The following is a 20,057-nucleotide window of genomic DNA, read 5'->3' as shown; positions in this document are numbered from 1 at the left end:
TCTGCCCGCTTCCTTACAGGACCTGCTTCCCATGACCATTCGTTCCTGCGCTGTTTTCTGCGGCTCCCGCTTCGGCAACTCCCCTGTGTATGCAGAAGGTGCATCCGAACTTGGAACAGCTCTGGCCCAGAACGGAATTACGCTTGTTTACGGCGGTGGTCATGTGGGTCTGATGGGAACCGTCGCAGATGCCGCGCTGACTGCGGGGGGGCAGGTTATTGGCGTTATTCCCGGGTTCCTGCATGATCGCGAAGTCATGCATAAAGGCGTGACAGAGCTTGAAGTGACACCCAACATGCATAGCCGCAAAGCCCGCATGTTCGAGCTTTCAGATGCTTATGCCATCATCCCAGGCGGATTCGGCACCTTTGATGAACTGATGGAAATTCTGACCTGGAAGCAGCTCGGTCTGCACCAGGACCCGATTTACATCGTCAATATTGGTGGCTGGGCAAAGTCCCTTGTCCGCACCCTGACCGATGCCGTTGAGCAGGGCTTTGCCTCCCCCAACACGCTTAAGCTGTTCACCGTTGTGGAAGACGTTCCCGCGCTGATGAACCATCTGCGCGAAAACGTTCCTGCCTGAAATTCAGCCTGTCAGCGTCTTTTCAAAGGCGCTGACAATCTTCTCGATCATGGCCTGATCTTCCGCATCGAAGCGGTTCTTCACAGGGCTATCAATATCCAGAACTCCGATCAGGTTTCCATCATGCAGGATGGGAACCACGATTTCGGAAGCCGAGGCAGCATCACAGGCAATATGCCCTGGAAACGCATGCACATCCGGAACGACGAGCGTGGTTTTCTGCTGGGCAACAGTTCCACAGACGCCTTTCCCAAGCGGAATGCGCGTGCAGGCCAGACGCCCCTGAAACGGGCCGAGGACCAGTTGATCATCCTTGAAAAGATAGAACCCGGCCCAGTTAATATCTGGCAGGGCCTCGAACAGCAGGGCCGCGATATTGGCCATGTTCGCAATCTGATCCGTTTCAGACGCGACAACCGATTCAACGGTTTCCACCAGATCTTCTACGGTCAGACGATGGATAGGCGCACTCATGCCGGATGATCCTGAGTTAAAATGAGATGAAACAGGACCATAAAGCCGTTGCGTGTCTCCGTCACGATGGCCACTCTGTCCTTTTCACCATTACCGGACCAGATCATGGCTAGACGTCTTTATGGAATTCCTCTGTCCGGCCATGTGCATCGCGTCCGGCTTTTCCTGTCGATCCTGAAGCTGGATTACAGCTTTGTAGAAGCCTCCATGCAGTCCCCTGCGGTGCTGAAGCTCAATCCGCTGGGGCAAATCCCGATCCTGGAAGATGGTGATATCGTCCTGACGGACAGCAATGCCATCCTGGTCTATCTCGCGAAAACCTATGCATCCGACAGTTCATGGCTGCCAGAGGATGCACTCGGCGCGGCTCGGGTTCAGAAGTGGTTTTCCATTGCAGCGGGTGAATTGCGCTATGGGCCAGCCATGGCGCGTGCCGCGACACTCTGGAAACGCCCGGAAGATATTGCCCCGGCTCAAGCCAAAGCTGCGAAGCTGCTTCCCTTCATGAATGATGAGCTGAAACAGCGGCTGTTTCTTGCAGGTGAAACACCGACACTCGCCGATCTGGCCTGTTACGCCTACATCAAGCGCGCACCTGAAGGAGGCGTTTCCCTGGAGCCCTATTCCGCCATTCAGCAATGGCTGGAGCGTATAGAAGCATTGCCGGACTTTATTGCCATGGCGGAAGCATCTGATTTCAGGTTATGAATATTTTCGTTTTCCTAATCAATCCTCTCATTGATGCGAGGAATATTAGAAAAAATTTATATTCCATAAAAAGAGTTTCCTCATCACAGCTTCTTCTTAAAAGGGTCGGGCCTTTCGTTCGGAAGAACCATTATGAAACTGACCCCGGAAACTCTGGCCCATCTTCCAGAGACCATCCTCACCTCCCCTTATGACCGCCAGAAGGTGACTGCGGGGATTGCCCATCTCAGTGTCGGCAACTTCCATCGCGCCCATCAGGCCGTCTATACGGACCGCACACTGGCTCTTCCAGGCCAGGAAAGCTGGGGCATTGTTGGCCTTGGCCTGATGGATGTGCCCTCTGAAGTGCAGAAAGCCGAGGCCCTTCAGGCTCAGGATGGTCTTTACACCCTTCGGGAATGTCCCTCGGGGCGCCCGGATGTCGTCCGGGTTGTGAAGTCTCTGGTGGAATACATCCATGCTCCCGCAGACCGTCTGGCAGCTCTGAAGCGCCTGACCGATCCAGCAATCCGCATCGTCACCATGACGATTACGGAAGGTGGATATTACATGGATGAGGCAGGCCACTTCATGGCTGACCATCCGACCATCGTTGCGGACCTCAAGCGGGAAGTGCCGGAAACAGCGTTTGGTATCCTCACCGAAGCCCTTCGTCTGCGTCGTGAAGCCGGTGTGAATGCCTTCACAATCCTCTCCTGCGACAATGTTCCGTCAAATGGAGAGGTTGCGCGCCACGCCGTCCTGTCCTTCGCACGCCTGCGAGACGACGAACTGGCAGACTGGATTTCCCGGAACGTCTCATTCCCGGCCTGCATGGTTGATCGCATTACCCCAGCGGTTGGACCGGCGGACATTGCTCGTCTCAATAGTGAGAGCGGCATTGAAGACCGTGCCCCGCTGTTCTGCGAAGACTTCATCCAATGGGTTGTGGAAGATAAATTCCCGGAAGGCCGGCCGGCCTGGGAGCAGGCGGGTGTTCTGTTCACGAACAATGTTGAGCCGTACGAACAGGTCAAGCTGCGCATGCTCAATGCCTCTCATTCCATGTTGGCCCTCCCCGCGGTTCTGATGGGGTACCGCTTCGTCAGCGAAGCCATGGAAGATGAGAACCTTTTCCGTCTGCTTCAGCAGTTTCTGGGTTTTGACTCAGAACCGCACCTGACCGCTCCTCCGGGCATCAGCCTTCCGGAATATGGAGCCCTTCTGCTCCAGCGTTTCCGGAACAAGGCTGTCAGTGATCAGCTTCTGCGCATTGCGTCGGACAGCACATCCAAACTGCCGGTCTTTATTCGCCCGACAGCCGAGATCGTGGTGAAAGACAATAGCGACATGCGCCGGATCGCATTCCTGCTGGCGTGCTACTGCGCCTACATGAACGGCCGGGACGACACGGACGCGGACTTCCCTGTCACAGAGCCTCGTCTCAGCAAGGAAGATCGTGCACTGGTGACGGACACCGATCCGGCTCGCGCTTTGGATATGGGCGTCTTTGCGGGCTGGGGCCTCACTGACAATCCTGCCTTCGTCCAGCTTTTCACTGAAATGCGGCAGAGCTTGCAGGACCGTGGAACAGCCGCAACGCTCGCTGACGTCATCGCGCCAAAGGGCTGATCAGGGTATCCTGTGCCGGTTGAAATTAACCACCGGTACAAAACCCTTTCTTCAGACGAAGTCGTTGCGGCACGCCAGTGGGCCGCCTACAAACAGAGCCAGATGCGTTACTTGCAAACTCTCGCAGGGTGGATCGTCTCATGATCATCAGAACTGACGAAAAAATCGATCTCCAAACGCCTACTGGCTCAATGCGTGTTCACATCTTCCGTCCGGTTCAGGATGGACGTTTCCCGGCTGTCATGCTGTTTTCGGAAATCTATCAGGTCACGGCACCTATCGAACGATTAGGCGCCATGATTGCGGGACAGGGATATCTCGTCGCAATCCCCGAAGTGTATCATGAGTACGAACCTGCCGGGACTGTCCTTGCTTATGACACGGATGGGACCGACCGCGGAAATGACCTGAAATACACCAAGCCTGTCTCAGCCTTTGACTCTGACACGGCAGCGTTGGTCGAATGGCTACAGGGCAGCAGTTTTTGCACAGGCGCCATTGGTGCTTTCGGTGTATGCCTTGGGGGGCATCTCGCCTATCGGGCTGCTCTTCATCCGGCCGTTAAGGCGACTGCGTGTTTCTACGCCACCGACCTCCATTCAGCGACACTCGGTGAAGGCAAATCCGATGACTCTCTCGTGCGGGCCACAGACATCACTGGTGAACTGATGATGGTCTGGGGCCAGTCAGACCCGCACATTCCCTATGCGGGACGGCGTATAATCCGGGACAGACTTGAGGACACGGGCGTCACGCTGGAGTGGCATGAAGTTAACGCTCAACACGCATTCCTGCGTGATGGAGCACCACGATTTGACGCCGCTCTCTTCCTGCAGGCCATGAACTGGACGAATGCCCTGTTTCAGCGGGCTTTGACACGCGGGTAAGGAAAAAGGGAGCTTCCGGTTCAGAAGCCCCGACCTGCCTCAGAACTCCTCATAAGTGGCAGGATCCTGGTTTTCGAGGCGTCCATCCGGACGCGCCAGAGAGGCGATCTTTTTCATATCGTCTTCTGTCAGGGCAAAGTCGAAGATGGACCTGTTTTTAATCTGGCGCTCAGGCGTGGCAGACTTGGGGATAGGCACAGAACCAACTTGATGATGCCAGCGGAGAATAACCTGCCCGACTTCCTTGCCTAACCGCTCAGCGATCGTTTTTAAAAGCGGGTTTGTCAGAAGATCATTGGCGCGCCCCAGCGGGCTCCAAGCCTGCGTAATGATTCCATGACTATGGTTCCACTTCCGCATATCGTCCTGCGGGAAATAGGGATGCAGTTCAATCTGGTTTATCGATGGAAGAACGCCTGTTTCGGCTTTCAGCCGCTCAAGATGTTCTGGCAGAAAATTGCATACGGCAATTGATCGGATATAGCCGCGCTTCTTTGCCTCAATCAGGGCTTTCCAAGCTTCAACATACTTGCCCTGCTTGGGGTTAGGCCAGTGAATGTAATACAGGTCAAAGTAGTCAAGCTGCGTGCGATAGAGGGATTCCTCGATCGTTGTCAGCGCAGCATCATAGTCATGATGGCGGCCTGGCAGCTTTGAGGCGACGCGCAGTTCTTCCCGGGGGCGGCCGCTCTCACGCACAGCACGGCCAACTGCCCCTTCATTTTCATAATTGAACGCACTGTCCAGAGCGTCATAGCCCACGTTAAGGGCACTGTTCATGGCTTCAACGCCCGCAGCGCCATTGAGCTTATAGGTTCCGAACGTGATCGCCGGAATGGTTGTGCCGTCATTCAGCGTGACTGTCGGAATCGTCATTCTCTGCTTCTCCTGACTCTGCCGCATTCAATCCCTTGAGGATTTATCAAATGCCTAAGGAAGACTTTTCGGGTTTGACGTATTACGCCCGACAGAGAGGAAGCGTTTCATAACGGATGGCTTCAGATGCACGAGCCACAAAAAAAGCGGTGAACCAAAATGGCTCACCGCTTGCCTCAAAAGAAGCCTGAACAGTCTTCAGTCTGAAACGCGTTCGATATCAGCACCACATGCTGCAAGCTTGCGATCTACGCCCTCATACCCACGATCCAGATGATAAATCCGGCTGAGTTGCGTCTCGCCTTCAGCAGCAAGTCCAGCCAGGATGAGCGAGAAAGATGCCCGAAGATCAGTTGCCATGACCGGAGCACCGGACAGCTTCGGAACGCCACGGATAATTGCCGAGCGACCATGCGGATTGATGCGCGCACCCATCCGGTTCAGTTCAGGAACATGCATGAAACGATTTTCGAAAATCGTCTCGGTAATCATGGACGCACCATCCGCAACAGAGAGCATCGCCATGAACTGGGCCTGCATGTCCGTCGGGAAACCCGGATATGGCTCCGTCATGATGTCCACGCCTGTCAGCTTGCCCGTGCGACGGACACGCAGACCACGCGGATCTTCCTCAACTTCAACACCCGTTTCCTGAAGAGTGCGGATTACAGCTCCCAGATCATCGGCACGACCACCGACGAGCAGAAGGTCACCGCCCGTGATGCCCGCAGCGCAAGCATAGGTGCCGCACTCGATGCGATCTGGCATGACGGCGTAGTTAGCACCATGCAGGCGCTCTACGCCTTCAATGATCAGTGTACCGGAGCCCTCACCCGTGATCTGTGCGCCCATTGCGTTGAGGCAGTGCACCAGATCGCTGATCTCGGGCTCACGCGCTGCGTTGACGATTTCGGTACGGCCTTTGGCGAGCGTGGACGCCATCAGCAGATTTTCCGTCGCACCGACACTGGCGAACGGCAGGATAATCCGGTCGCCCTTCAGGCCTTCGGGCGCACGGGCATTGATGTATCCGTTCTCAAGGCGGATTTCAGCACCCAGAGCTTCAAGCCCTTTGAGATGCATGTCCACAGGGCGCGTGCCAATAGCGCAGCCACCCGGCAGCGAAACCTTGGCTTCACGGGCACGCGCCAGAAGCGGGCCAAGAACAAGAATGGAAGCGCGCATCTTGGAAACGATGTCGTACGGGGCTTCCACCGATCCGATTTCGCCTCCGATAGAGAGGGTACGCTCCCCCACAGCCTCGACGGCGATACCCAGCCCCTTGAGAAGATCGCGCATCGTCTTGATGTCGGCAATCTGCGGAACGTTGGACAGCACCAGACGATCAGAGGTCAGCAGCCCTGCGACCATGAGCTTGAGGCCGGAGTTCTTTGCGCCCCCAATCTCGATTTCGCCCGTCAGGCGATGGCCACCACGAATAATGAAACGGTCCATGAGTGATGCGCTCCTTACAGCCGAGGCGTGGTTACGCCGGACTGGCGCATGTATTTACCGGCACGATCCGCGTAGCTGACTTCGCAAGGGCTGGCGCCCTGAAAGAACAGAAACTGGCAGATGCCTTCGTTCGCATAGATGCGCGCAGGCAGCGGCGTCGTGTTACTGATTTCGATGGTGACCTGCCCTTCCCACTCCGGCTCAAGCGGCGTCACATTCACGATGATACCGCAGCGCGCATAAGTGGACTTGCCAAGGCATACGACCAACGTGTCCCGCGGAATACGGAAATATTCGATCGTGTGCGCCAGTGCGAAGCTGTTCGGGGGAATCGTGATGTCGCCCGTCCGCGTCACGAAGCTATTCGCGGCAAAGTTCTTCGGATCGACGACGGCACTATCCACATCGGTAAAGATTTTGAAGTCTTCCGCGACACGCGCGTCATAGCCGTATGACGACAGACCATAGGAAATAACGCCTTCCCGTTTCTGGTTTTCCACAAACGGTTCAATCATGCCGTGTTCTTTGGCCATCTGGCGGATCCAGGTATCAGGCATGATTGGCATGGATGCATTAACTCCTACACGGGGGGATCGATCTGCTCTAGCGACAGCCGCCCGATCACGCAATGTGTCGGTTTAGCCATTTTCCGTGAGGTGCTGTTGCCTTTTGACAAGCCAGCGCGGTCTCATCTCACTGGCAAGAACACCACAGACAATCAAAGCAGCGCCAAGAAGCGTGGTGGCCTGCAGCTGGTCGCCCGCCAGCCAGCCGACCAGACCACCCCACACAGGCTCTCCTGCATAAATCACAGCAGCTTTTGAAGGGGGGACAGATTTCTGCGCCCAGTTCATCACGAGCTGAACCAGAGCGCTCAGGCTTCCCAGGGCCGCAGCACAGGCAACCCAGATCCATGAAAACGTTGGCACATGCTCCCCGGCGACAGGCATGAGCAAAAGTGCAAAAAGGCCGCCTCCAACAAGCTGACAGACCGTGATTCTACGACTGTCCACGCCTTGGGCAAACAGGCTGATCAAAACAATTTCGGCAGCAATGGCGCATGCTGACAGCACCGTCAGCAAATCACCATGGCTAAAGGTCAGGGTCAGGGCTGCCGGCCCTGCCAGCGCAATCAAGCCGGCAAACGCCAGGCCGATTCCGACCCAGCTCATGATGTGCGGCGATTTACGCAGAATGGCCCACTGAAACAGTGGCACCAATGGCACATAGAGAGCCGTGATGAATGCAGAACGGCTGCTGGTCACCTCACGCAACCCTGCACTTTGCAGAACATACCCGATTGAAAGGGCAATCCCGATCAAAATACCCGATCGCACTTCTTTCCGTGTCAGCCCCGTCATGTGACGACCTGCCAGACATGCCACCATGGCTGCTGCCATCAGAAACCGCACACCAACGAAGAACATCGGTCCGCAATGCTGCACGGCCAGATGCAGGATCAGAAAAGTGCCTCCCCAAAGCGCCGTAACGCCCGCCAACGCCAGTTCCTGTGGCGATGGCGTTGGCACACGAATTTTCATGATGCCTTAGCTTTCGGAAGACGGTGTGGGCGCTGGGGGCCTGATGCGCTGCTGCTGTTTGCGGCGCAGAAGATTGGCCCGGAGCGCCTTGGCTTCACGAGCCGCGCGTGCCTCTTTGGCAGCCTGCGCCTTGTCAGTCAGGTGAGCCGTAGCTTTGCCGTTTTCCGTCTTGTCAGTTGTCATCAGTCTGTCCGTCGAAAGATGCTCGAAGATGCGTTCCAAGCAGCTCGTCATATACACCGAGTGTCGCCGACTGCATCTGTCGGATCGTATAATTTCGCAAGACATGCTCACGGGCATTTTCCGCCAGATAGGCAAGCGTTTCATCATCGGCCGACAGAATGCCGACGAGTGCTTCTGCCAATGCCTGAGGATTATCGGGAGGAATAACGAGACCGGTCTGTCCGGGCAATACCGTCTCCATCATGGCGCCCTGTGCCGTTCCGATAACGGGTTTACCCATCATCTGCGCCTCTACAAGCGTGCGCCCGAATGGTTCAGGCCGCAAAGACGGTGCAACGACAACGGACGCCAAAGCGCAGGCCGCTGGCATGTCCCGGCATGTCCCTGCGAAGCGAACCCTGTCTTCCAGACCCAGCTCCTGAATTCTCCGGCCAAGAGAGAGCGCAAATTTATGATCCGTTTCTGGACCAACCAAAACACAGACCCAGGGAGCAACAGAGGCCTGTTTGAGAAACTTCAGCGCTTCGATCAGGACCCTCTGTCCTTTCCACGCCGTTAGACGTGCAGGCATCAGGATCACGCGGGCGCCGTGAGGGACTGACCAAGCTTCGGCAAGACACTGGATCCGCTCGCCGGAGACCTTTTCCGGGTCAAAAAGAGAGGGGTCGGCGCCACGAGGAATGGTCCGTAGACGATCTGACTGAACACCGTATTGCCCGGACAGACGGCCGGCGATGAAATTCGAAATGGCAATCACGCGCGTGCCACGGGCCAGAACAGAATTATAAAGCTTCTTGCCCCACCAACCAGCGCCATGAACACCATGCCATGTCGTGACCAGAGGTATCCCTTCACGACGACAGGCCAGCCAGGCCGCCCATGCAGGAATACGGGAGCGGGCATGCACCAGATCCACCCCCTGCTGGCGGATCAGTTTCTGAAGATCACGCGCCCGGCGCAGTACAGCAACAGGTGACTTGGATTTCAGGTTGAGCGGAACATGAAGTGCGCCAGCATGCCTCAGCTGGATCAACAGCGGGCCCGGCTTTGAAGCAACAATGGCTTTCCCGCCTGCCTGAGTGATGGCAGCGGCGATTTCGATGGCACCGCGTTCAAGCCCCCCAGTACTGAGTGCAGGAAGGACCTGGAGGATCACGGGAGAACGGTCAGTCATGAGCGTTTCGGCGGGCCATTCTGAAAATTTGATCCGAACGAGAAGCCTTCCTGATCGGTCTCGCCTGACGCTTTCAGAATGACAAACAGGCAGAAACGAAAAAGGGAGACGTCCATGCCCTGCTAGCACAGAAGTCCCCCCTTGACGATGGAGTGTAGCGAATGTGCACAGCACATCCGCCACAGTCGTCGGCTTTACTTAACGGCGTCAGGCAAAGCGTAAACCACGAGCTGATCGCTGACTGGCGTCATCATGAAGTGATGACCACCTGCCATGATGGCAACGTACTGATGACCATTCGCTTCGTAGGTCATCGGGTTAGCCTGACCACCACCCGGCAGTACTGCGCTCCACACGACCTTGCCGGTGTGTTCGTCAATGGCGCGGATCTGGTTATCCGTAGCCGCTGCAATGAACACCAGACCGCCGCCTGTCACAACGGAACCGCCGTTGTTAGGTGTTCCGATCTCCCAGGGAAGACCTGTCGGCAGACCCCATGGACCATTGGCACGAGCCGTTCCCAGCGGGTGCTGCCACAGCACCTTCTGACCGTGCTTCATGTCGATGGCCGTGATCATGCCGTAAGGCGGACGGTTGCACATCATGCCCGTGTACTGATCCCAGAACGGCGTCACGACGATGCCATAAGGCGTTCCGTCCATGGCACCATTACCTTCGGCGCCCCCGCCACCTGGCTTGAAGTTAGGATCGTCGATCGGCATCAGACCAAGCGTGTCGGCCTTCTTGCGGGTGACGAGCTGGTCGTACATCGGGGTGATGTTCCAGTTCGCGATCAGGATTCCGCTCTTCTCGTCATAGGACATGGAACCCCAGTCGCTGCCACCATTGTAGCCTGGGTATTCAATCCATGGCTTATCAACGCTCGGCGGCGTGAATTCACCAACGTAGTTCGCGCGACGGAACTTGATCCGGCAGAAGAGCTGATCAATGGGAGACATGCCCCACATATCCGTCTCTTTCAGATCGGGCACGCGCAGAGCAGGCATCCCGACAGACCAGGGCTGCGTCGGGGTCCGTGGGTCCCCAGGAATAACACCTGGTGAGGGAGCTGGACGTTCTTCGACAGGAAGAACCGGCTTGCCTGTCCGGCGATCCAGCACGAAGGTCTGACCGCGCTTCGTCGGCATGATAAGGGCCGGAACCATCTGGCCGTCAGGGCCAGGCATATCCATCAGAGTTGCCTGAGAGCCGATATCGTAATCCCAGACGTCCTTATGAGCGGTCTGGAAAACCCACTTTTCTTCACCTGTCTTGACGTCAATCGCCACGACTGCGGAAGAAACCTTGTTTTCGGCATCGCTACGCAGGGCGCTGTAGTAGTCGGCTGCGGAGTTTCCGGTTGGAACGTACACCAGACCAAGAGCATTATCGCCCGTCAGGGCAGCCCAGGAGTTCGGAGTACCGCGGCTATAGTGACGGTTGCCCGTTGGCTGGCTGTGATCGGTCGGGTTGTTGACGTCCCAAGCCCAGACAAACTTGCCGCTTTCAGCATCGTACCCACGGATCACACCAGATGGTGCCCAGCGACGCTGACCGTCCAGCACTTCGTGATTGACGACAATAACGCCATCGACAACCGGCGGCGGTACGGTCATGGAGACGAACCCCGGAACGGACTCGCCAAGACCCTGCATCAGGTTGACCTGACCACCGTGACCGAAGTTCGGACAGAACTCACCTGTTGCCGCATCAACAGCAATCAGGCGCATATCCAGCGTGCCTTCGATAAGCCGATTGTGGCAGGGCTGACCCTCAGGCACGACGGACGACGTGAAATACGTCACGCCCTTACAGGCTGCCGTGTACGGAATGGAGTGGTATTTCACGTCCACATTCCGACGCCAGATCTGCTTCCCCGTGACCGGGTCCAGCTTCATGATGTCGTTCATGGCCGAACACATGTAGAGGCCGTCACCCACCTTGATCGGTGTGGTTTCAGCCGCCCATTTGTTGGTCTGACCCGGACGGGGATAGCTGCCCGTATGATAGGTAAACGCGACCTTCAGGTTGCCAGCATTTTCAGGCGTGATTTCAGACAGCGGTGAATAGCGTGTCTGGTGATCATCACGGCCATAAGCAACCCAGTCTCCAGGAGCAGGATTTGCGCTCTGCTGCGGAGCCATCGCTGGAATTTCTGACGGATCGATCGAATCAATATCCGGCAGGTTGGCAGCATTTACGCCTGGAGCCTGCGGAGCATAGGGAGACGGACCAGCAAAATAGCTCTGCTCTTTCGGAGCACTTTCCGTAGGCTCATTCGCGTTCCCTGGCCCAGGAACTGCCGCAGTCGGTGAGCCACCGGAACCTGCGGGAGCGAACTGAGCGTGGGCGGCGAGAGGTGAACAGGCGAGCGCGAGGCCTGCGGCTGTTGCGAGAAGGTGAGACCGACGCATCAGACGGCTCCTCTGAGTGTACGGCGGGATTCCAGGCGGCGAAGAACCGGAATGGTCAGGACCACGAGAATGCCGAGAATGGTCGGACCGAAAGCACGCGGCAGAAGATCAACGGGGCTGAACCCGACTTCCCACAAGGACCACACCCATGTGTAGGCCAGCGCGCCAAGGTACAGGAACCCGCCAAGCGTGCGTCCCATCACCATGAACACCCCGCTGGCAACCAACACGATGCCGCAAATGACATAGTAAACAGAGCCACCCAGCATCGCGAGGTCTGCCCCCATGATGACAAAGATCAGGCCCACAAGAAGAATAACGACCCCCAGAAGCAGCGTCAGCCACTCCGTCAGAGTCTTCGTGCCGTTAATATTCGGCATAACCGGATGCCTCCCAGACTGAATACCCGGGACGGTATGTCGATTATCCAGCGAGGTCCATTAGAGTTCTTCTGAATATCCTTTAACAAAGGCGTGTTTGCGGTAACAAAAACGTGCTTGGAACTATTTGAAAAATGAATATTTCAGCAGATATTGGGATTATCCCGCTGGAATTGTGACCACTGCTCCGCCTGTATGGTTGGTGGCGGCCAAGGCACTGAGGACCTGAACCATTGTAAAGGCAAGCTTGCTCTGGAAATCTTTCTCATCAATCCAGAACCACATGTCGTTATATTCTACCGCAGCATATCGGCGGTCGGGGACCTTGTGTCCTGAATGAATAACAACTTCCGGGCGGTTCTCGATACCCACCTGCCCGATCGTCGGCGGTGTCCGGCCCACCTTGATGTCTTCTTCCGGAACCTCAACCTCATAAGCCAACTGTGTCAGCATCGCGAGCATCGAGCGCGTCAGAATGGCAATCTGCCCGGGATGCTTAGGATAGGGGCCGTAAACGATTTCCGCTTCTTCAGCCTGAGCATCCAGATGCAGAAGGCGACGCACTTCTGCCTGCGTCGAAAGAAGGCTGCTATCGGACGTTGAAGAGAGCACCAGATAGGAATGCTCTTGGCCGTTACCGTTTTCCGGCTTGGAAGAACTCTTCTTGTTATTGTTGTCATCGGTCGGAGGCGGCGCATCGGTCGTGATACGGATGGTCATGGCGCCATTAATCTGAAGCTGACGCAGATCATGCAGCAGAAGATAAAAGCGGACAGAACCTCCACCAAATGGCCCGGCTCCCAGCCCTCGCACGTTGGACAGCCCATCGATCGACTGCGCTGTCAGGCGCAAGAGGGTGTCAATGGGAAGACCACCGAGACTAAGGGGCATGATAACGGTGGGAGAAATCGGCCGCACGATATTCTCGGCGTATTGCTGCCCCGTCACCGGCTGATAGGTGAAGGTCGGGCTCTCACCCGACGTCATCGTCCCCGTTCCAAAGAGATAATTGCCGACAGCAGTGGCAGGATAGGCATAGAACCCGCCACTCACGCTCTTGGATACGCTATATCCGGCAATGACCTGCGTCGTATCCAGGAAGGTTGGCGGATCAGCATAACGCAGGCGAACGATATTCAGGAGCATCTCATGCTTCTGGGATTCGCCCAGAGCGCGCGAGTACTCAAGCTCGTCATGCTGAAGCCTGGATGGCCCTATCGGCCCACAGGCAGCAAGACAGGTAAGTGCAGCCAATGGCGCGGCCCGGAATATCAGATTAATTTTCATGACTTACCTCAAAGTGGACCATTCCGTGGCCAAGCGGAAGTCACAACCGTTTCCTGAATGAGGCGAACGCATATTTTTCATGAAAGATGTTACTGCCAAGGCTTGAAACACTTTGCTGCCCCGCCTAAATCTGGTCTCGGAAACACGATCCCTTGATGGATCGGATTTTACGTCACAAGGGCTCGCCCCGGTGCCTGACAGGGCCGAAGCGAGCCGCTGAAAGGACATATTATGAGCAAAGTCATCGGTATTGACCTCGGCACGACCAACTCCTGCGTTGCAGTGCGTGAAGGCGACGAGACCCGCGTTATTGAAAATAGCGAAGGCGCACGTACGACGCCGTCCATGGTCGCATTCACCGAAAACGGTGAGCGTCTGGTTGGACAGGCCGCGAAGCGTCAGGCTGTCACGAACCCGACCAACACCCTGTATGCCGTCAAGCGTCTGATCGGTCGTCGTTACGATGACCCGACCGTCGCCAAGGACAAAGGCATGGTCCCTTACGAAATCGTCAAGGGCGACAATGGCGATGCATGGGTTCGCGCCCGTGGCGAAGATTACGCCCCGTCCCAGATCGCTGCATTCGTTCTTGGCAAGATGAAGGAAACGGCCGAGTCCTACCTAGGTGAAACGGTTACACAGGCCGTCATCACGGTTCCGGCTTACTTCAACGACGCACAGCGTCAGGCAACTCGTGACGCTGGCAAGATTGCCGGCCTCGAAGTCCTGCGTATCATTAACGAGCCGACCGCAGCTGCACTGGCTTATGGCCTTGGCAAGCGCGATTCCGGCACGGTAGCTGTGTATGACCTTGGTGGTGGTACGTTCGACGTTTCCATTCTCGAGATCTCTGACGGCGTGATCGAAGTGAAGTCCACGAACGGTGATACGTTCCTGGGTGGTGAAGACTTCGATAACCGCGTCATCGACTTCCTGGCTGATGAGTTCAAGAAGGACCAGGGCATTGACCTGCGTGGCGACAAGCTTGCTCTGCAGCGTCTGAAGGAAGCCGCTGAAAAGGCCAAGATCGAGCTTTCCTCCTCCAAGGAAACCGAGATTAACCTGCCGTTCATCACGGCTGATGCGTCTGGCCCGAAGCACCTTGTCGTCAAGCTGTCCCGTGCCAAGCTGGAGAGCCTGGTTGACGATCTGGTTCAGCGTACGCTTGGCCCATGCCGTTCGGCCATCAAGGATGCTGGCGTATCCACGAGCGAGATTGACGAAGTCATCCTCGTTGGCGGCATGACCCGTATGCCGAAGGTCATCGAGACGGTTAAGGAATTCTTCGGCAAGGATCCGGCACGCAACGTCAACCCTGACGAAGTGGTCGCTATCGGTGCAGCCGTTCAGGGCGCCGTCCTGAAGGGTGACGTGAAGGACGTTCTGCTCCTCGACGTGACGCCGCTGTCGCTGGGTATCGAAACGCTGGGTGGCGTGTTCACCCGTCTGATCGACCGCAACACGACGATCCCGACCAAGAAGAGCCAGACCTTCTCCACGGCTGAAGACAACCAAAACGCCGTGACCATCAAGGTCTATCAGGGCGAACGTGAGATGGCAGCGGACAACAAGCTGCTTGGTAACTTCGACCTGCAGGGCATTGCTCCGGCACCGCGTGGCGTTCCGCAGATTGAAGTTACGTTCGACATCGATGCCAACGGTATCGTCAACGTGTCCGCCAAGGACAAGGCGACGAACAAGGAACAGCAGATCAAGATCCAGGCTTCTGGTGGTCTGTCCGACGGTGACATCGATCGCATGGTCAAGGAAGCTGAAGCGAATGCTTCCGCTGACAAGGCCAAGCGCGAGCTGGTCGAGCTGCGCAACAGCACCGAGAGCATGATCCACCAGACCGAAAAGTCCCTCACGGAAGGTGGCGACAAGGTTCCGGCTGCAGATAAGTCTGAAGCAGAAGCCGCTATCGCAGCAGCCCGTGAAGCTCTGGGTGGCGAGAATGTCGAAACGCTGAAGAGCGCAAGCGAGCGTCTGACGCAGGCTGCCATGAAGGTTGGTCAGGCCATGTATCAGGCAGATCAGGCCCAGCAGGGTGGTGAAGCTGCGGGTGCGGAAGCCAAGGACGAAAACGTTGTCGACGCCGACTTTGAAGACGTCGACGACAGCAAGAAGCACTGATCGGGTGACTTCTCCAGGTGGGGCTTCCCGCCCCGCCTGACCTGTTTTCCGAAGGGCGCCCGTTCCCGCAAGGGGGTGGGCGCCATTCTTGTTTCCGGCCCTCAGACAAGGACCGATCATGGCCACGAAGATCGATTACTACGAAAGCCTCGAAGTTTCGCGTACTGCTTCCGGAGATGAGCTGAAGAAAGCTTTCCGCAAGCAGGCCATGCGTTATCACCCGGATCGTAACCCTGGTGATGATGCAGCCGAGCAGAAATTCAAGGAAATCAACGAAGCCTATGACGTCCTGAAGGACGAGCAGAAGCGCGCAGCCTACGACCAGTACGGACACGCAGCCTTTGACGGCGGCATGGGTGGAATGGGCGGCGGCGGAGGCTTTGGTGGTTTCGGCGCTGGTGGTCTTGGGGACATCTTTGACCAGATGTTCGGAGACATGATGGGTGGCCGCCGTGGCGGCGGACGTCGTACAGGTGCTGACGTTCAGGTTCAGGTTGAAATCAGTCTGACTGAAGCCTTCTCCGGCGTGACCAAGAGCGTTGAAGTCCGCACGCGCGTTGCCTGTGAATCCTGTCATGGTTCTGGCTCCGCGGATGCCGGTGGTGGCAGCACGACCTGCGCTACCTGCCACGGTGCGGGTAAAGTCCGCGCGCAGCAGGGTTTCTTCCTTGTTGAGCGTCCCTGCCCCACCTGTCATGGGTCAGGCCGTACGGTTCGCAATCCGTGCAAGGTCTGTCAGGGTACAGGCACGCAGGCAAAGACTGAGACCCTCCAGATCGAAATCCCGGCTGGCGTTGAGGATGACACACGCATCCGCATGGCAGGCCGCGGTGAAGCTGGGGGAGAAGGTGTACAGCCCGGCGATCTGTACGTGCACGTCTCGGTCCTGTCGCATGACATCTTCCAGCGTGACGGCGCCAATATCTACTGCCGCGTTCCGCTGCGCATGACGCAGGCTGCGCTGGGGACAGAGGTTGAGGTTCCTGTCATTGACGGCAGTCGCACCCGTGTCCGCATTCCTGCAGGGACGCAGACAGGTGAAACCTTCCGCCTGCGCGGCAAGGGCTTCTCCGTATTGCGGTCTTCGGCCCGTGGGGACATGTACATTCAGGTCTCGGTGGAAACACCGCATCACCTGACCAAGCGCCAGCGCGAACTTCTTGAAGAGTTCGAGAAAGAAGCGGGTGACGATCACGCCAAGGCAAGCCCTGAAAACAGCGGCTTCTTTGCCAAGGTCCGTGATTTCTTCGAAGGTCGCTGATAACAGAAAAACCCCTCCTGAAACGGAGGGGTTTTTTTATGCTTTTTTCATAGCTGTCCACGACAGTTGTCTTCCATTAAAAAACTAACGGTCGCTTTGAAGAGTTGAAATAATACCAGACCAGTTTCAGATTAAACGCAGTGTCAAATTCAATCCGACAGTGACGCCAACTGGGCCAGAATATCCTGATCACGAATACGATTATCTTTTAAAAGCATCGTGATTCTATTAAGAATTAAATCCAACTGATCGTCATCATGCAGTGGTATATACTCAGAACTTTCATCATATGAAAATTTCCCAATATCAGACCGCAGGACAAGATGACGATTATAGGGAATAACCATTACATCACCGGTTCCGATATTAATTTTATAATTATGCCGAACGCCGTTTATAAATACATAATTTCCGTCAACACTAATCGCGTCCCTAGCTTTGAACGACGGCAATAAAGAGACAATTGCCTCACGGCGACTTTGAGCGAGGCCGCCGAAGTGTGATTCATTTGATATGGAGATGTTCGCCAGACCCGACTGGCGGCGCCATACCCCGAGATCTGGAATGGACGAGATCGTTTCCAGGTCAAAGGAAAGATTGCTCGCAGCCGTGCTGACCATCAGATCAACATCACGCATGATCTCGGAAAACACGACTTGAGAGATATCGCCAAGACGAAGCGGCGTTTTCATCTCAGTCAGTTTACGGCCTCCGTCATAGAGCCAGTTTCCTTGATCTTTCAGAACACAGAACCTGATTCTGTCGGTCATGACGTGAGTAAAAGTCCCGGCACCATGTTCAAGATCGTTGATCCCTACACCTCCGGTTCTTATTTCAGCATAAATACCATGCGCAGGGAGCCCGAACGTCCAGGGAGCGCTTTCGGATGATGGTATATGAGGAGAAAGGTTGCGGATACGCCATCCTCTTTTGCGCCCGACTTCGACCACCTGAGCCTGATTTAAAATTCGTCCAGCATAGCGATAGGATGCCGGAGAGCTTTCACGCTCTGCCTGAGTAAGTGTGTATGTTTCCCGCCAGGCTTGGCGAATTGGCTGGCTGATTTTCAATCGTTCCAGAGTTTCTTTCCAGCGTGCAACAATAGATTTTCCGTCAGCATCTTTTCCTTCACCATGAAGAGGATGCCACAAGCTCAGAAGTACTCCGGCCTTAAGGGGAAGGTGCTTATTTCCATCGGGGTCGTATACTTCCCCATTGTCCCCAAACAGGCAGGTGAAAACCACCGTCCCGTCTGGTTCAGCAACAAGCCATATCTGGCGCCGCGCGAGCCATCCGAGAACGGGATGAGAAAGCCAACGCTCCTGAAACACGGAGTAAAGCCAAGTTTGCCCCGTCAGCCACGACCGCTCCAACCTCAGACGGTGAATGGACATATCGACTGTCAGCATTTTTGCGTCTGCTCTTGCCGCGCGAAAAATCGCTTCAACTCCCGGGGCTTTACGCACCATAACGGGAAGCCTGCTTAAATGTTTACCTTCTGCATCTTCGTAGTGGATCACACCTTGACCTGAACCCGTTAGGCTCAAAACCACTTTGAGGCCATCAGATAATTCATCCATGCGACAATGAGATTCATTCAACCCATATTGCAGCGCAATAAGTTCCTCTGCTTCAACTGTCGTCAGCCCGGATGCCGACGCCGCATATGCAAGAGCCGCGTTCAACTGACCTAACATCGTCGAATGCCGGACTTGGAATCGAAGTCGTGCAAGTCCACGAATGGCATCAATCGTGGCAAGTTCTCCAACAGTTGCTACAAGGCGATTAAACTTCGCAACATCCTCTTTTTTCAAAGCTTGTGTACACAGAGACAATAACCATGAGACATCGGATGACTCTTTCGCTGCAGCAACCATACAAAGACAGCCAGGAAAGATGGATATTGTAATATCCGGCTTGTCAGAAAAACTCTCACAACATGACGACTTTGCCGGGAGTCGCTTCTTGGCAGGAAGCTTTGTTCGCAGGCGATGGAATTGTCCAAACGACATGACACCCGTATTTTCCGGATGTCCAGGACGAAAAATATAAAGATCGGGATTTTGGATGAGTGCTTCAGCCGCCTTAATGACTGAACCGGTTTTCGAAAAAACCAGATTAATCAGTTGTACAAAGCGTGGGAAAATAGCGGCACGATACAGGGGCGGTACACTAAGTACATTATAATGCCTTCGATAAATTTCAGAAATCTTTCCATATTCCTGCAAAAAAAATCTCGCAAAATCGAGATCTAGATCTCCGCCTGGTTCACTTAATCGAGTAGAAAACCGTGCCAGTGTTTTCTCGGAAGGCTTTGGTGAATCGGGAACCTGAAAAAGCTCAAGCCGACTATTCATATCATTGACTGAAGAAGCCGGATCTTCTCGAATTACCCCCTCACGCGCAACCCACAGAAGATGTGGAAAGTCCCGGCTCATATCTTCAATATCAAGAAGAGCCTGATCGAACCATCGTTCATTAGGAAGGCTACGCCCCGAACTCCTGAACAAACGCATATAACTGGCCATTCCACGCTTCGCCGCATGAAGCGGAGCAGCTTCCGATAATCTATACTTTGATGGAAATAACCGTGACGTTTCTATTCCAAGCGTATGGCTAGTTTCCTGTTTCGCGTATCGCCGGAACCAGTTTGGAGGACGAGGAAGACTTCCAATTCCCAAGAGTTCTCCCGCCATACATGTTGTTAGGGGAACATGATGAATGGTTATATTATCGAGAAGTGGCTGCTTAATAATTCCGTAATACGATGCGATTTTTGATTTATGGCGTTCGACCCATGCATTATTGAGTTTCCAGAAAATTTGCCCATCAATTTTTTCCATCTCCGTCATCCAGAGGATCAATTGATTTTCGAGAATTCCGACCTCGGTCAGAACCATCCGTGCTAGTGCGACGTCTGTGTCGAGAAGGTCAGTCTGGGGCATTGTCTTTCCCGGGCATGGATTTCAATTAGTATAAATTTTTAAATGTATAGAGATCTATTTCGATCCAACTCTTTAATTAGACAGTAATACATATTTATGGATCGTACCAACAACGCCGCAAGTTATGCGGCGCCTGCCAGCA

Annotated in this window: 17 protein-coding genes; 6 read left to right on the top strand and 11 right to left on the bottom strand. The window is 55.2% G+C overall.

Annotated elements, in window-relative coordinates:
• Window positions 1-31 precede the first annotated feature (31 nt).
• On the top strand, window positions 32-586 hold the full coding sequence (locus tag KP708_RS01270) for a TIGR00730 family Rossman fold protein (protein WP_086633532.1): 555 nt from the start codon (window positions 32-34) through the stop codon (window positions 584-586).
• 3 nt (window positions 587-589) lie between these two features.
• On the opposite strand, the gene KP708_RS01265 is transcribed toward KP708_RS01270, so the two are convergent.
• Window positions 590-1,060, bottom strand: a complete 471-nt coding sequence (locus tag KP708_RS01265; RefSeq protein ID WP_215749913.1) for a GAF domain-containing protein — start codon at window positions 1,058-1,060, stop codon at window positions 590-592.
• A gap of 105 nt (window positions 1,061-1,165) precedes the next feature.
• Here KP708_RS01265 and KP708_RS01260 point away from each other — a divergent pair, with 105 nt between their 5' ends.
• The 3 genes from KP708_RS01260 to KP708_RS01250 all read left to right on the top strand — a co-directional run bounded on the left by KP708_RS01260 (window position 1,166) and on the right by KP708_RS01250 (window position 4,266).
• A complete protein-coding gene (locus KP708_RS01260) occupies window positions 1,166-1,768 on the top strand; it encodes a glutathione S-transferase family protein (protein ID WP_202207035.1) in 603 nt (200 codons plus the stop codon).
• Window positions 1,769-1,900: 132 nt separating this feature from the next.
• Entirely contained in the window at window positions 1,901-3,379 is a 1,479-nt protein-coding gene (locus KP708_RS01255) for a mannitol dehydrogenase family protein (protein WP_215749911.1), read from the top strand.
• A gap of 140 nt (window positions 3,380-3,519) precedes the next feature.
• Window positions 3,520-4,266, top strand: coding sequence for a dienelactone hydrolase family protein (locus tag KP708_RS01250; protein WP_215749909.1), 747 nt, complete (start codon window positions 3,520-3,522; stop codon window positions 4,264-4,266).
• 39 nt (window positions 4,267-4,305) lie between these two features.
• Here the strand turns inward: KP708_RS01250 and KP708_RS01245 are convergent, their stop codons facing one another.
• The 9 genes from KP708_RS01245 to KP708_RS01205 all read right to left on the bottom strand — a co-directional run bounded on the left by KP708_RS01245 (window position 4,306) and on the right by KP708_RS01205 (window position 13,576).
• A complete protein-coding gene (locus KP708_RS01245) occupies window positions 4,306-5,142 on the bottom strand; it encodes an aldo/keto reductase (protein ID WP_202207032.1) in 837 nt (278 codons plus the stop codon).
• Between the two features lie 198 nt (window positions 5,143-5,340).
• Window positions 5,341-6,597, bottom strand: a complete 1,257-nt coding sequence (gene murA, locus KP708_RS01240) for a UDP-N-acetylglucosamine 1-carboxyvinyltransferase (protein WP_046900589.1) — start codon at window positions 6,595-6,597, stop codon at window positions 5,341-5,343.
• A 14-nt stretch (window positions 6,598-6,611) separates the two neighbouring features.
• Window positions 6,612-7,163, bottom strand: coding sequence for a dCTP deaminase (dcd, locus tag KP708_RS01235; protein ID WP_064275649.1), 552 nt, complete (start codon window positions 7,161-7,163; stop codon window positions 6,612-6,614).
• A gap of 72 nt (window positions 7,164-7,235) precedes the next feature.
• Window positions 7,236-8,138: a DMT family transporter gene (locus tag KP708_RS01230; protein WP_215749907.1), complete on the bottom strand. Its 903-nt coding sequence runs from the start codon at window positions 8,136-8,138 to the stop codon at window positions 7,236-7,238.
• Between the two features lie 6 nt (window positions 8,139-8,144).
• Window positions 8,145-8,321: a hypothetical protein gene (locus KP708_RS01225; protein ID WP_215749905.1), complete on the bottom strand. Its 177-nt coding sequence runs from the start codon at window positions 8,319-8,321 to the stop codon at window positions 8,145-8,147.
• Window positions 8,311-9,495: a glycosyltransferase family 4 protein gene (locus tag KP708_RS01220; protein WP_215749903.1), complete on the bottom strand. Its 1,185-nt coding sequence runs from the start codon at window positions 9,493-9,495 to the stop codon at window positions 8,311-8,313. Before KP708_RS01220 ends, KP708_RS01225 begins: the two co-directional genes overlap by 11 nt.
• A 194-nt stretch (window positions 9,496-9,689) precedes the next feature.
• Window positions 9,690-11,909, bottom strand: a complete 2,220-nt coding sequence (locus KP708_RS01215; RefSeq protein ID WP_215749901.1) for a pyrroloquinoline quinone-dependent dehydrogenase — start codon at window positions 11,907-11,909, stop codon at window positions 9,690-9,692.
• Window positions 11,909-12,289 carry a glycerol dehydrogenase gene (locus KP708_RS01210; protein ID WP_202207028.1) on the bottom strand — a complete coding sequence of 127 codons (381 nt, stop codon included), beginning with the start codon at window positions 12,287-12,289 and terminating at the stop codon, window positions 11,909-11,911. The genes KP708_RS01215 and KP708_RS01210 overlap by 1 nt, the downstream gene beginning before the upstream one ends.
• A gap of 159 nt (window positions 12,290-12,448) precedes the next feature.
• Window positions 12,449-13,576: a hypothetical protein gene (locus KP708_RS01205; RefSeq protein ID WP_215749899.1), complete on the bottom strand. Its 1,128-nt coding sequence runs from the start codon at window positions 13,574-13,576 to the stop codon at window positions 12,449-12,451.
• Between the two features lie 231 nt (window positions 13,577-13,807).
• Here KP708_RS01205 and dnaK point away from each other — a divergent pair, with 231 nt between their 5' ends.
• Both dnaK and dnaJ read left to right on the top strand, forming a co-directional pair.
• Entirely contained in the window at window positions 13,808-15,709 is a 1,902-nt protein-coding gene (gene dnaK, locus KP708_RS01200; protein WP_099211549.1) for a molecular chaperone DnaK, read from the top strand.
• A 118-nt stretch (window positions 15,710-15,827) separates the two neighbouring features.
• A complete protein-coding gene (dnaJ, locus tag KP708_RS01195; RefSeq protein ID WP_215749897.1) occupies window positions 15,828-16,970 on the top strand; it encodes a molecular chaperone DnaJ in 1,143 nt (380 codons plus the stop codon).
• A gap of 149 nt (window positions 16,971-17,119) precedes the next feature.
• On the opposite strand, the gene KP708_RS01190 is transcribed toward dnaJ, so the two are convergent.
• Window positions 17,120-19,915 (bottom strand): DUF4132 domain-containing protein, encoded by a 2,796-nt coding sequence (locus KP708_RS01190; RefSeq protein ID WP_215749895.1) that lies wholly within the window; start codon window positions 19,913-19,915, stop codon window positions 17,120-17,122.
• Between the last annotated feature and the right edge of the window lie 142 nt (window positions 19,916-20,057).

The organism is Gluconobacter sp. P5H9_a (assembly GCF_018812085.1).
Taxonomy (GTDB): domain Bacteria; phylum Pseudomonadota; class Alphaproteobacteria; order Acetobacterales; family Acetobacteraceae; genus Gluconobacter.
The sequence above is the reverse complement of the archived record's forward strand: the minus strand, read 5'-3'. Positions and strand labels throughout refer to the sequence as shown.